Source organism: Pseudomonas sp. P8_241 (assembly GCF_034008315.1).
In the GTDB taxonomy this organism is placed as follows: domain Bacteria; phylum Pseudomonadota; class Gammaproteobacteria; order Pseudomonadales; family Pseudomonadaceae; genus Aquipseudomonas.
Map to the genome: position 1 here is coordinate 5,353,207 of NZ_CP125377.1, position 13,173 is coordinate 5,366,379.

The following is a 13,173-nucleotide window of genomic DNA, read 5'->3' on the forward strand; positions in this document are numbered from 1 at the left end:
GAACCAGGACCGGAGGGATGCTCATCGTGCATATCGCTGACATAACCATGTTCTACGCCCCTGCCAGCGGTGGCGTTCGCACTTATCTGGATGCCAAGCATCGTCGCCTGGGCATCAAGCCGGGCATTCGCCACAGCTTGCTGATTCCCGGCTCCTCCTTTAGCGAACACGACGGCATATTCAAGGTTCCGGCACCCGCCCTGCCCTTCGGCAAGGGATATCGATTCCCTCTCCGTCTCGCGCCCTGGCGCAACGTCCTGCAGGATTTACAGCCCGATCTGATTGAAGTGGGTGACCCCTACCTCACCGCCTGGGCTGCGCTGGATGCTCGACGCCAACTCGATGTGCCCGTCATTGGTTTCTATCATTCAGACCTGCCGCTGCTGGTCAGCAATCGCATGGGTAATTGGGTGACCAACAATGTCGAGGCCTATGTCAGCAAGCTATACGGCAACTTCGATCGGGTACTGGCGCCAAGTCGGGTCATGGCCGACAAACTGACCGGGCTGGGTGTCAGGAATGTTTTCGTGCAACCACTGGGCGTCGATCTGCAGACCTTCACTCCGGATGCCAGAGATCCAGAGTTGCGTGCCGATTTGGGTATCGATGAAGACACCCATCTGCTGATCTTTGCCGGACGTGGCTCCAAGGAAAAAAATCTGCCGGTACTGCTCGACTGCATGAAGCGCCTGGGACGGCGCTATCACCTGTTGCTGGTCGGCTCGTCGATGCCCGGAGCGGTGCCGTCCAACGTCAGCGTGATCGATCAGTTCTGCCCCGCCACGCAAGTCGCCCGCCTGATGGCCAGTGCCGATGCGTTGCTCCACGCCGGTGACCAGGAAACCTTCGGCCTGGTGATCCTCGAAGCGATGGCGTGCGGTATTCCGGTGGTGGCCGTCGCGGCCGGCGCCTTTGAGGAAATCGTCACCGAAGAAGGCGGCCTGCTGTGCGCGCCGAACAATCCCACGGCCATGGCCAATGCGGTGCGTGAATTGTTCGCCTCAGACAGCGCCGCGCTGGGAAGACAGGCGCGCAAACATGTCGAACGTTTTTACGCCTGGGATTCGGTGGTCGACAGCCTGCTGGGGCACTACCACGCCGTGCTCGGCACGCAATGGCCGCAGACGGCCAATGGCTGAGTCCATGAACAGTCCAGCTCTGTTATTGGTATTGCATGATGTCGCTCCGCAAACCTGGGCCGACTATCGACCCTTCGTCGAAGCCGTCGACGCGCTAGGTGGTGTACCAATGACCTGGCTGGTGGTGCCGAACTACCATAAGGACAACGATCTCGGCGCTCATCCCGACTTTCGCCGTTTTCTAAGTGACAGGGTCGCCCGTGGTGACGAATTGACGCTGCACGGTTACTTCCATTGCGATGACGGACCAATGGCAAGCAATGCCCGGGACTGGTTCATGCGCCGGATTTACACCCACGAAGGCGAGTTTTATCAATTATCTCGCGAAGCCGCTCTCGCCCGCCTGCGTTCGGGGATCGACCTGTTTCGCCGCCATGACTGGCCGCTGCAGGGATTCGTCGCTCCGGCCTGGCTGATGAGCGAAGGCACCCGACAGGCCTTGCGAGAGTTACCTTTGAGCTACACGAGCGACCCGCAGTTTCTGTACCGCTTGCCGGAATTTACTGCAATCGATGCGCCCGGTCTGGTGTGGAGCGCCCGCAGTGCCTGGCGTCGCGGCGTTTCCAAACTCGTCAATGACCAGCGCGAACAACGCTGGCGACACGCTCCAGTGATTCGTCTTGGTTTGCACCCGGTCGACATGCGCCATGACTTCTCGCGGCGTTACTGGCTGAACACCCTTGAACGCCTGCTCGATCAAGGACGCGTACCGATGACCAAGACCCGTTGGCTGGCCCAGCAAAGCGACAGAATCGGTCGTGTCGCATGAGTCGCATTATTCTTTTACTGATTGGCCTACTCGCTGCGGTGCTGATTCCAACGTTGCTGGGCGGCAGTGAGACCTGGTCGCGGCTGAGCGGTTTTCCACGAACCTGGCTGCTGATCATGTTCGGTATGATCGTGCTGTGCTGGCTGGTGAACTCCCTGCGTTTAAGTCTGCTATTGGGAGATCAACGCCACAAGGTGAACGGACTCAAAAGCCTCGGCGTGGTAATGGCAGCCGAGTTTGCCTACTGCGCCACACCCGGCGGTAGTGGCGGCCCCTTGACCATCATGGCGCTGCTTGCCCGCAACGGCGTACGCCCGGCCCGGGGTAGCGCGGTATTTGCCATGGACCAACTGAGCGATCTGCTGTTTTTTCTCTGCGCCCTGAGCGGAATTCTGATCTATTCACTGTTCCAACACCTCAGCCAGCGTATGGAGTGGTTGCTGACCGTCAGCGCCATTTCGATGTTTGGCGGGTTGCTCAGTTGCGTGATGCTGGCCCGTTATCACCGGTTAGTGATTCGAATGAGCGGTCGATTGCTCGCCCGTCTGAATGTCCAGACCGCCACCCGAATGCGCTGGGCGAGAAAACTCCTGCATTTTCTGGCGGCTTTTACTGACACGCTGAAGTTACCCTTTCAGACACTGATCACGGTGTTTGCGCTGACCTGTGTGCATTGGGCGTTGCGCTATAGCGTGCTGTACCTGGCGTTGCGTGGGCTTGGCGCAGATCTGCAATGGGCCTGGAGCTTTCTTGTGCAGATGCTTGCACTCAGCGCCGGGCAATTCAGCCTGCTGCCAGGCGGTGCCGGAGCGGCGGAGTTGACGTCAGCGGCGTTGCTGGCGCCCATGGTAGGTAAGTCCACAGCAGCAGCGGCGATTCTGATTTGGCGTGCGGTGACGTTTTACTTCTACTTGCTGGCCGGTGGGCCGGTGTTTTTGCTGATGCTCGGGCGGCCGTTGTTGAAGAAGCTGACGAAGGTTAAGCGAGCATAAAGATTGCAGCTTTGGGCAACTCCTACTGAGATTTTTCGTCGGTTTGACGTTTCAACTCTTCCCACAATTTCGCGGCGTCAGGAAATTCCGTTCCGGTTTCAGGCTCCATGTCGTCCGGGTCGTAGCGGCTCAAACAACCCTCACCCAGCGTGGCGGGAGCCTTGGATGTTGCTTTGTCCAGTGGATCGGCCATGGTCATGTCCTCAGGGCAGAAACGGCGAAGGGCCTGAAGCGATTGAACGCCCAGGCCCTTCGAATTTCAACCATCGGGTGGTGCTATCAGAACACCACAGTCTTGTTGCCATGCACCAGCACCCGGTCTTCCAGGTGATAACGCAGGCCGCGGGCCAGTACCATTTTCTCGACGTCACGACCGAACCGCACCATGTCTTCGATGCTGTCGCTGTGGCTGACGCGCACGACGTCCTGCTCGATGATCGGGCCGGCGTCCAGCTCTTCGGTCACATAGTGGCAGGTCGCGCCGATCAACTTCACGCCACGCAGGGACGCCTGGTGATAAGGCTTGGCACCGACGAACGATGGCAGGAAGCTGTGGTGAATGTTGATGACCTTCTGCGCATACTCGCGACACAACTGCGGTGGCAGAATCTGCATGTAACGGGCAAGTACCACTACTTCGGCGTCGTGCTGTTTGACCAGGCGCGACACTTCGGCGAATGCCGGTTGTTTATCCTGCGGATTGACCGGGACGTGGTAGTACGGAATGCCGTGCCACTCCACCATGCTGCGCAAGTCATCATGGTTGGAAATCACGCAGGAAATCTCGCAGTCCAGCTCATCGCTGTGCCAGCGGTGCAACAAGTCCGCCAGGCAGTGCGACTCGCGGCTGGCCATCAGAACCACGCGTTTCTTCTGTTCGGTGTCGGTGATGCGCCAGTCCATCGAGAACTCTTCGGCGATCGGGGCAAAGGCTTCGCGCAACGCTTCGATACCGAACGGCAGCGAATCGGCGCGAATTTCGTGACGCATGAAGAACCAGCCACTGAGATTGTCCGAGTGATGGCTCGCTTCAGTGATCCAGCCGTTGTGTGATGCCAGAAAGTTACTGACTTTGGCAACGATGCCGACACGGTCCGGGCAAGAAATCACCAGGCGAAAGGTGCGCATGAGGGGGAAACTCCAGAACTTCGCAAAGGCGGCCATTCTAGCGATTGTGCAAAAAAACTGCAGTATTGATGACACCCTGCGCTGCCAGAAGGCAGGCCCCGCACGATGAGCATCGCCGTGCTCAACCCTGCGGCTGCTCTTGCGAAGCTGCTCATTTGTTAATTTATGTTTTTTTCCTGAGGTCGAAATCACACTTTTAATTGCATTACCAATGTGTCCAGAATCCATGCAACTAAAGTAAATAAACTTGGTTTAAATGTTTACTTGATGAAACACCCTGACTATTATTGCCGCACTGTCACCTGCCATCCAGCGCAAAACATAAGGTAGTCACCATGTCCTTGATCAACGAATATCGCGCCACCGAAGAAGCTATCAAAGAGCTGCAAGCCCGTTTGAAGAACCTGTCCCAAGACGACAAGCTGCAAACCGAGCTGGAATTCGAAGGCAAACTGCGCACCCTGATGGGCGAATACTCCAAGTCCCTGCGCGACATCATCGCGCTGTTGGATCCAGACTCCAAAACCAAAGCACCACGCGGCGCTGCCGTCAAAACGACTGGCACCAAGCGTGCTCGCAAAGTTAAACAATACAAAAACCCGCACAACGGCGAAGTCATCGAAACCAAAGGTGGCAACCATAAAACTCTGAAAGAGTGGAAAGCCAAGTGGGGCGGTGACGTGGTTGAAGGCTGGGCTACCCTGCTGGGCTAAGCCGCAGAGCTTGTCGCAGACGGATCCGTGACAAAAAAGAACGCCAGCAGATGCTGGCGTTTTTTATGCGCGATATTCAACCCGAGGCATGTTCGATTTCAAAGATCCAAACGTTTGCGTAATTTCTGGACATAGTCCTGCCACTCACTCAATACCATTTGCTGAAACGGCGTAGCAGTTACACTCAACTGGGCTGCAGCCTCTACGAAACTTTCCAAGGTATTGGGTGCACCCCATTCAGGGTCTGTCAGACGCTTCTGACAGAACATTCGCCATCGCTCTTGTTCTTCGATACTCAACGTGTCGGAAAAGTTACGAGCGCGATATCGAAACAATAATTCCGGCAAACGCTCATCATCGAAAGGCCACGACTCTTGCGCTAATTGAACAGGGTCGACGTTTCTGACTTGTTCGCACAGGCGACGATCCCGATCCCCGATAAATCCATCGTACAACTGTTGTTCGGGGTCTTGGCTCTGGGTGAAATCCTCCTTGGCATAAATTGTCAGCACTTTATCCAGCCAAACTTTCTGCGCCTCACTTAGCCGCAGCGCACGTTGCTGATAAAGCGGCATGTCCAGGCCCAGACGTTGCTGATCTTCAGCACGAAGTACCGCCAAAGGTGCCACCACCGGGCATTTGTTGATGTGGATAAGTTTCAGCGGTACCGGCAATTGGCCCGCAAGCAGGTCATCACGGCGTGTGTACAGGTGCTGACGCAACGCCTCGGCATCCAGGTCGAGCAGCCCTTGTGGATCAAGGTGCAGGTCACAGACAATCAGGGCATTCCTGTTGCGTGGATGCCAGGCCAAAGGCAAAACGACACCCACGTAATTGCGCGCCGCCGAAAACCGCCCGGAAACATGCACCATCGGTTGCAGCAGGCGAATCTGATCCATAACCTTTTGTTTGCTGCGCAATTGAAACAGCCAGTCATACAACTTTGGCTGTTTTTCCCGAATCAGGCGTGCCAAGGCAATCGTCGCGCGAACATCCGACAGCGCTTCGTGGGCGTGACCATGATCAAGACCGTTGGCAGCGGTCAGACGCTCGAGCTTAAGCGTAATCCGCCCCTCGTCATCCGTCGGCCAGACGATGCCGTCCGGACGCAAGGCGTAAGCGGCACGAACCACATCGATCAAGTCCCAGCGGCTGTTTGCGCCCTGCCACTCACGGGCGTAAGGATCGAAAAAGTTTCGATAAAGACTGTAGCGGGTCATCTCGTCATCGAAACGCAAGGTGTTGTACCCCGCGCCACAGGTGCCCGGCGCCGCGAGCTGGGCATGCACACGCGTCATGAAATCGGCTTCGCTCAAACCCTGTTCGGCCAGTAAAGTCGGAGTGATCCCGGTGATCGCACAAGCGGCCGGGTGCGGCAGGATGTCCTCGCTTGGCTGGCAAAAGAGGTTGACCGGTTCGTCTATTTCATTGAGGTCGAAGTCGGTGCGCAGCCCGGCCATCTGTAAAGGGCGGTCGCAGCGGGGATTGATGCCAGTGGTTTCGTAGTCGTACCAGAAAATGGAGGTCACGGGCGATTCCTGAACTGAAGATCGGCAAAGTTTAGGCGTTCACGTCCCGCCTGGGCCAGTAGTCTTGCCATTCAAGCAGCTTGCGCAAAATGATGTGCATTACATTGTTATGTCGTATTACCCAAGGAGGCTGCTAGCATCGGGACACCGACTCCCGATCCAGGCCACATCATCAGGTTGCCCATGCTCGAGACCACAGCACCGCCACGGAATGCAACGCTGTCACCACCACTGGATACGCGGCATCAGGTCGAAACGCCCGAAGGCATCGACTTGCCACTGCGACCAGCCGGATTGATGGTGCGTGCCCTGGCGTTCTCCATAGACCTTGGCGTGCGCGGTGTGATTCTGGGCCTGCTGTTTATTGTCCTGGCGATGCTCGGCAAACTGGGCGCAGGGCTGGGCTCGATCCTGCTGTTCGTGATCAGTTGGTGGTACATGGTGTTGTTCGAAGTGCTTAACCAGGGCCGCTCACCGGGCAAGCAATGGATGGGATTGCGCGTGGTGCAGGACGATGGCACGCCCATCGGCTGGTCCGCTTCGCTGCTGCGCAACTTGCTGCGTTTTGTCGATCTGCTGCCGTTCGGGTACTTCTTTGGCGCCATCAGCTGCCTGCAACACCCAAACTTCAAGCGCCTTGGCGACATTGCCGCCGGCACACTGGTGATTTACCGCGATCAACCGCTCATTCGTCCCGAGCTGCCCGAGGCCCAGCCTTGCCGACCGCCATTGGCACTGACCCTCATCGAACAGCGGGCCATTCTTGGCTTTGCCGAACGCCAGGGTGAACTCTCTCAAGCGCGCACCCATGAACTGGCGTCCATCCTCGCGCAACCCTTTCAGGTTCCTGCTCCGCGAGCGGTGGAAGCGCTCAATGGCATCGCTCGCGGCTTGTTGGGACCGGCATGAAGCAAAGTCTCTTCGAGCATCGGCACCAGGCCGAATGGGCGCAGTTTTCCCTCCAGCTGGCGAGCTTGGAGCGGGACCGCAAAGCCCAAGACCTCGACAGTTTCCCGAGCAACTACCGACGCCTTTGCCATCACCTGGCAATTGCCCGGGAACGTGGCTACAGCAGCTTTCTGGTGGACTCATTACAGCAACAAGTACTGCGCGGACATCAACAACTCTATCGTCACCGCAGCCGACTGGGCGCCAATGTGCTGGCATTCATCCTCGCGGACTTCCCGCAACTGGTGCGTGAACAATGGCGCTTCGTACTTGCCGCCAGCCTGATGTTTTTTGGCAGCCTGGGCGGGTTCGCGCTGCTGGTGTATGTGTTCCCGGACCTGATCTACAACCTGATCCCTGCCCCCCAGGTCAGCGAAATGCAAAGTATGTACGACCCCGTCGCCGGTCATCTCGGGCGCACAGCGGAGCGTGCCGCCAGTGAAGACTGGGTGATGTTCGGCTACTACATCATGCACAACATCGGCATTGCCTTTCAGACCTTCGCCAGCGGTTTGCTGCTGGGGATGGGCAGTGTGTTTTTCCTGATTTTCAACGGTTTGATGATCGGCGCAGTCGCCGGACACCTGACGAATATCGGCTACGGACAAACCTTTTGGCCATTCGTGATCGGTCACGGTGCCTTTGAACTCACCGCCATCGCCCTGGCCGGTGCTGCCGGTTTGCAACTGGGTTGGGCTCTGATCGCACCGGGGCGCCTGACGCGCACTGAAGCCTTGCGGCTGGCGGCGCACAAAAGCGTCCTGATGATTTGCGGGGTCATGTTATTTTTGCTGATTGCTGCGTTCATCGAGGCCTATTGGTCATCAATGACCGGCCCCACGGCCGTGATCAAGTACCTGGTCGGTGCGGGGCTATGGGTGCTGGTGCTGATTTATCTGCTGTTTGCCGGACGCCAACGTCATGCGCCTGAGTGACGCCACCGTGGCCATCCGCCCTCGCACAACCTGGGAAGCCATGGACCTGGGGGTACTCCTGAGCCAGCGCCATCGGCGCCTGTTGATGACCAGCTGGGCGATCATCACCATTCCGGTTTTCGCGCTGCTGACCTGGGGGCTTTGGGATTCGCCATCCCTTGCCGTGTTCATCTTCTGGTGGCTGAAACCGGCGTTCGACCGCCTGCCGCTGTACATCCTGTCCAAAGCCCTGTTCGGCGAAACACCCACGCTCAAACAGGCACTTTACCAATGGCCGCGATTACTCAGACCGCAATTGCTCGCCAGCCTGACCTGGCGCCGTTTGAGTCCGACTCGCAGTTTCGTGATGCCGGTGATGCAACTGGAAGGTCTGGACGGGCATCCGCGCCAGCAACGTTTGCGCGTGCTGCTGCAGCGAGACGCCAGCGCCGCGCGCTGGCTGACAATCATCGGCGTCCATCTGGAAGGCGCCTTGTGGATCGGTCTGATGGCGTTGTTTTATTTCCTGCTGCCCGAGCAAGTCGCGATTGACTGGAGCTGGCAGACGCTGATCAGCGCGATGACCCAGGACTGGCGCTGGCTGGAGCACCTGACCAACGCTTTCTATGTCGTGGTGCTTGTCGTCTGGGAACCGGTTTATGTTGCCTGTGGATTCAGCCTGTATCTGAACCGGCGCACCGTATTGGAAGCCTGGGACATCGAACTGGTGTTCCGTCGCCTCCGTCAGCGCGTAGTCGCTGTAAGCAGCGCGCTGTTACTGGCGGTGTTCCTGCTACTGCCGACAGCGCATACAGTGTGGGCCGCCGAACCGGACGTATCCCCCGACAGCCCGCGTTTGCTCGATCAACCCCTGACCAGCCAAGCCTCCCGTGACAGCATCAAGGCCCTGCTCGATCAACCGCCCTTCAAGAACAGGGAAGCGGTAACACGCTACCGATTCGGCGAGGACAAACCGGACGCCGAATCCCCAAACGACGATAAAACGCCGCAATGGCTGAAGGCGTTGTTCAAGCTGTTTGACGGCCAGCGATTCGCTGCGGCGGCGACAGTCATTGAAGTTGTCTTGTGGGGGGCGTTCATCAGTGGCCTCGCGGTGTTGATCTGGCGCTATCGCGACGCGTTGCAGACGTTGGTCAACCGGCGTCCGACGCGAAAGCGAAAGGCCGAACTCCCCTTGCCACAGCAGGCGTTCGGACTGGATCTAAAGCCAGAATCCTTGCCCGACGACATCGCCACCAGTGCTGAACACCTGTGGCAAACCAACCCGCGCGAGGCCCTCGGGTTGCTCTACCGCGCCCTGCTCAGCCGCTTGCTGCACGACTTCAACATATCGTTTAAAAGCGCCGACACCGAAGGCCAGGTGCTCAAGCGCATCGAGCAACTGCAACAACCGGCCCTGCTGGCTTTCAGCAGAGCCCTGACCGGGCACTGGCAAAACATGGCCTATGGTCATCGCTTGCCCCCGCTCCAGACGCAGCAGGAACTGTGTGAAACCTGGCGCGATCTGTTCGGTCCGGGAGCAACCCATTGAGTCGGCGTGGATGGATAGTGATCGGCGTGCTCGGTATTGTTCTGCTCGCAATATCGAGTGTTTATCTGTACCTCAAGGCCACACCCTTTCAGGAAGAAATCGATCACGGTCCCTCTCCCGAGGCCCAGGCCAATCCCTATCTGGCAGCGGAACACTTCCTGCGCAAGCAAGGCCTGACCGTCACCCACGCCAATGGACTCGACGCCCTGCCGGCCCTCGACCCGCGCCAGCACAGCCTGCTGTTGCTCGGGGACCGCTACAACATGACCCCACGACAGATTGATCAAGTGATGAACTGGACCCGGGGCGGTGGGCGGCTGTTGTTCGTCGCCCAATCGCTGTGGGATGAAAAACTGGGCCAGAGCAATGACCTGCTGCTTGATCGAGTGCAGATTCACCAGTCGCTGAGCAAAGACCTCAAGGGCCCGCCGCCCAATGTCGGCGAAGATCCCTACCCCAACCTGACCAGACTTTACCTGGAAGACGAAGATGCACCGGCCTTCGCCGGTTTCGACACCGCCTTCCATCTCGAAGACCCGAACAACCTCGCCCAGGCCTGGGCCAACAGCAGCAAAGCCACGCACATGATGCAGCTCGGGCTCGGGCTCGGCTCAGTCATTGTGGTCACCGATGCGGACCTGTGGAAAACCCCGACCATCGACCTGTACGACAACGCCTGGCTGCTTTGGTACCTGACCGCCGACACCGATGTGACATTGGTCTTCAATACCGATCACGACAGTCTGCCGACCTTGCTGCTGCGCTACTTCCCCCAGGCGCTGGTGGCCTTGTTCGCGCTGATCTGCCTGGGCTTCTGGCACCTGGGCGTAAGACAGGGCCCTCTGCTGGAGCCCGCGCCGAAGGCACGTCGGCAACTTCAGGAACACCTGCGCGCCAGTGCCGACTTCATCTGGCGCCGCAGCGGTCAGGCCCACCTGCTGCAGGCTTTGCAGCAAGACATCCTGCGCCGTGCACGACGTCGCTACCCGGGTTTTGAACAGCTTGACGTTGCCGAACAATGGCAGGTGATTGAACGCCTTACCGGCCAACCCACACACGCTATCAGCCAGGCCATGACCCCACGCCCGAAACGACGAGTGTCCAGCGTTGATTTCAGCCGTCAGGTCGCCCACCTGCAAATCTTGAGGAACGCCCTATGAGTGAAGCGATCGAGCCGGATGTACCAAGCCATGCCGCTCAGCAACGCCAGCGCGCCAGCCAGTTGGCCCGGGCTTTGCGCCAGGAACTGCAAAAAGCCTTGATCGGCCAGGACACGGTGATCGACGACGTCCTGACCGCGCTGATCGCCGGCGGTCATGTGTTGCTTGAAGGTGTACCGGGGCTGGGCAAAACCCTGTTGGTACGCGCCCTCGCCCGCTGCTTCGGCGGTGAGTTCGCTCGCATCCAGTTCACCCCGGACCTGATGCCCAGCGACGTCACCGGTCATGCGGTGTACGACTTGCAGACCGAGCAATTCAAGCTGCGCAAAGGCCCGCTGTTCACCAACCTGCTGCTGGCCGACGAGATCAACCGCGCCCCGGCGAAAACCCAGGCCGCGCTGCTCGAAGCCATGCAGGAACGCCAGGTCACCCTCGAAGGTCGCGCCCTGCCTATCGCGCAACCGTTCATGGTGCTCGCCACGCAAAATCCGATCGAACAGGAAGGTACTTATCCACTGCCCGAAGCGGAGCTGGATCGCTTTATGCTCAAGGTACGCATGGACTACCCGGACGCCGACCAGGAGCTTTCCATGGTGCGTCAGGTCAGCCGCTCGACTCGCGCCGACATGCTTGACGTGCAGCCCCTACGCACACTGCTGCAAGCCAAGGATGTGCTGGCCCTGCAACGTATCGCCAGCGATTTGCCACTGGACGATCAGGTGCTCGATTACGCCGTGCGCCTGGCGCGGTCCACCCGCAATTGGCCTGGCCTGATCCTCGGCGCCGGCCCGCGAGCGTCCATCGCGCTCGTGCGTTGTGCCCGGGCTCGAGCGTTGCTGCGAGGTGGCGAGTTCGTCATCCCTGATGACATCAAGGGCTGCGCACTGGCCGTGTTGCGCCATCGCGTGCGCGTTGCGCCGGAGCTGGATATCGAAGGTCTGGACGTCGATCAGGTACTCCAGCAATTGCTCGATCAAGTGCCGGCGCCGCGCCAGTGAAGCCGTCGCGCCTGTTGCTGATCTGGCTGGTGATCCTGCTGGCATGCGGCATTGCGCTGGGTACATTGCGGGCATTGGAAATCGCCATGCCATCGAATCTCACGGCGATCAACTGGGGATTGTTGTTGGCGTTGTCGGCCCAGGCCATTCTCGATGCCGTGCGCTTGAAGCGCCTGCCCTCGCCCCGGCTGAAGCGCCAACTGCCCGCCACCCTGGCGCTTGGACGGTGGAGCGATGTGCAACTGACCATCGCGCATGACTTTGCACAGCCACTGAACATACAAATCTTTGATCATGTGCCGCCGGGCCTGAGCTTCGAAAACCTGCCCCTCATTGCCCAACTGCAACCCGACCATCACAGCAGCGTCGGTTATCGGCTACGCCCACTCAAACGCGGTCACTTCGGGTTCGAACAGTGCGAAATCAACTTGCCGAGCCCGCTGGGCTTATGGTCCGACAATCGCTTGCTCAATGTACCCGACCATACCCGCGTCTACCCCGACTTCACCCGCCTCTATGGCGGTCAACTGCTGGCTGTGGATAACTGGCTCAGCCAGCTCGGCGTGCGCCAAAAACAACGTCGCGGCCTGGGTCTGGAGTTTCATCAGCTCAGGGAGTTTCGTGAAGGCGACAGCCTGCGTCAGATCGACTGGAAAGCCACCGCCCGCCAACGCACGCCGATTGCCCGGGAGTATCAGGACGAGCGCGATCAACAGATTGTCTTCATGCTCGATTGCGGCCGGCACATGCGCAGTCAGGATGATGAACTGACGCATTTCGACCACGCGCTCAATGCCTGCCTTTTGCTCAGCTATGTGGCGTTGCGCCAGGGTGATGCGGTGGGTCTGAACACCTTTGCCAGCGAAAAGCCGCGCTATCTTGCCCCGGTCAAAGGCGTTGCCCAGATCAACGTCCTACTCAACAGTGTCTATGACCTCGACAGCACTCAGCGCCCCGCCGACTACCAGGCTGCCGCCAATCAATTGTTGGCCCGGCAAAAACGCCGGGCACTGGTGATGCTGGTCACCAATCTGCGGGACGAAGACGACGAAGAATTGCTGATCGCGGTCAAACGCCTGAGCAAACAGCATCAGGTCGTCGTGGCCAGTTTGCGCGAGGATCTGCTCGATAGTCTGCGACAGCGACCCGTGCAAACCTTGCAAGAGGCACTGGATTACTGCGGTACCGTGGACTACCTGAACGCGCGGGCCGAACGCCATGAGCGGTTGAGCGCTCATGGCGTATGGGTACTGGAAGCGCGTCCTGACGGGTTGGGCGCTAAACTGGTGACACAGTACCTGGCCTGGAAGAAAGCCGGGGGATGACGATCA

Annotated in this window: 13 protein-coding genes; 10 read left to right on the plus strand and 3 right to left on the minus strand. The window is 58.9% G+C overall.

Annotation, left to right across the window (positions count from 1 at the left end; all coding sequences use genetic code 11):
- The first annotated feature begins 17 nt into the window (after positions 1-17).
- Genes QMK58_RS23960 through QMK58_RS23970 form a run of 3 tightly spaced genes read left to right on the plus strand, consistent with a single transcriptional unit; the run spans position 18 to position 2,900 of the window.
- Positions 18-1,139 carry a glycosyltransferase family 1 protein gene (locus QMK58_RS23960; RefSeq protein ID WP_320395531.1) on the plus strand — a complete coding sequence of 374 codons (1,122 nt, stop codon included), beginning with the start codon at positions 18-20 and terminating at the stop codon, positions 1,137-1,139.
- Positions 1,132-1,908: a DUF2334 domain-containing protein gene (locus QMK58_RS23965; protein WP_053155290.1), complete on the plus strand. Its 777-nt coding sequence runs from the start codon at positions 1,132-1,134 to the stop codon at positions 1,906-1,908. The genes QMK58_RS23960 and QMK58_RS23965 overlap by 8 nt, the downstream gene beginning before the upstream one ends.
- On the plus strand, positions 1,905-2,900 hold the full coding sequence (locus QMK58_RS23970) for a lysylphosphatidylglycerol synthase transmembrane domain-containing protein (protein WP_053155289.1): 996 nt from the start codon (positions 1,905-1,907) through the stop codon (positions 2,898-2,900). Before QMK58_RS23965 ends, QMK58_RS23970 begins: the two co-directional genes overlap by 4 nt.
- A gap of 22 nt (positions 2,901-2,922) precedes the next feature.
- Here the strand turns inward: QMK58_RS23970 and QMK58_RS23975 are convergent, their stop codons facing one another.
- Positions 2,923-3,093 carry a hypothetical protein gene (locus QMK58_RS23975; protein WP_172681784.1) on the minus strand — a complete coding sequence of 57 codons (171 nt, stop codon included), beginning with the start codon at positions 3,091-3,093 and terminating at the stop codon, positions 2,923-2,925.
- An 86-nt stretch (positions 3,094-3,179) separates the two neighbouring features.
- Positions 3,180-4,028, minus strand: coding sequence for a formyltetrahydrofolate deformylase (gene purU, locus QMK58_RS23980; RefSeq protein ID WP_053155287.1), 849 nt, complete (start codon positions 4,026-4,028; stop codon positions 3,180-3,182).
- A gap of 335 nt (positions 4,029-4,363) precedes the next feature.
- Between purU and mvaT the strand changes: the two genes are divergently transcribed.
- On the plus strand, positions 4,364-4,741 hold the full coding sequence (gene mvaT / locus QMK58_RS23985; protein WP_053155285.1) for a histone-like nucleoid-structuring protein MvaT: 378 nt from the start codon (positions 4,364-4,366) through the stop codon (positions 4,739-4,741).
- A 98-nt stretch (positions 4,742-4,839) separates the two neighbouring features.
- On the opposite strand, the gene sbcB is transcribed toward mvaT, so the two are convergent.
- Positions 4,840-6,270: an exodeoxyribonuclease I gene (sbcB, locus tag QMK58_RS23990; RefSeq protein ID WP_053155282.1), complete on the minus strand. Its 1,431-nt coding sequence runs from the start codon at positions 6,268-6,270 to the stop codon at positions 4,840-4,842.
- Positions 6,271-6,453: 183 nt separating this feature from the next.
- Between sbcB and QMK58_RS23995 the strand changes: the two genes are divergently transcribed.
- From QMK58_RS23995 to QMK58_RS24020, 6 genes are read left to right on the plus strand one after another with little or no spacing between them, the layout of a single operon-like run.
- A complete protein-coding gene (locus QMK58_RS23995) occupies positions 6,454-7,179 on the plus strand; it encodes an RDD family protein (protein WP_053155280.1) in 726 nt (241 codons plus the stop codon).
- Positions 7,176-8,153 carry a stage II sporulation protein M gene (locus QMK58_RS24000; RefSeq protein WP_053155278.1) on the plus strand — a complete coding sequence of 326 codons (978 nt, stop codon included), beginning with the start codon at positions 7,176-7,178 and terminating at the stop codon, positions 8,151-8,153. The genes QMK58_RS23995 and QMK58_RS24000 overlap by 4 nt, the downstream gene beginning before the upstream one ends.
- Positions 8,140-9,684 carry a DUF4129 domain-containing protein gene (locus tag QMK58_RS24005; protein WP_320395532.1) on the plus strand — a complete coding sequence of 515 codons (1,545 nt, stop codon included), beginning with the start codon at positions 8,140-8,142 and terminating at the stop codon, positions 9,682-9,684. Before QMK58_RS24000 ends, QMK58_RS24005 begins: the two co-directional genes overlap by 14 nt.
- Positions 9,681-10,844, plus strand: coding sequence for a DUF4350 domain-containing protein (locus QMK58_RS24010; RefSeq protein WP_053155275.1), 1,164 nt, complete (start codon positions 9,681-9,683; stop codon positions 10,842-10,844). Before QMK58_RS24005 ends, QMK58_RS24010 begins: the two co-directional genes overlap by 4 nt.
- Complete coding sequence (locus QMK58_RS24015) at positions 10,841-11,842, plus strand: MoxR family ATPase (RefSeq protein WP_320395533.1); 1,002 nt, start codon at positions 10,841-10,843, stop codon at positions 11,840-11,842. The genes QMK58_RS24010 and QMK58_RS24015 overlap by 4 nt, the downstream gene beginning before the upstream one ends.
- Positions 11,839-13,167, plus strand: coding sequence for a DUF58 domain-containing protein (locus tag QMK58_RS24020; protein WP_320395534.1), 1,329 nt, complete (start codon positions 11,839-11,841; stop codon positions 13,165-13,167). Before QMK58_RS24015 ends, QMK58_RS24020 begins: the two co-directional genes overlap by 4 nt.
- Positions 13,168-13,173 lie beyond the last annotated feature (6 nt).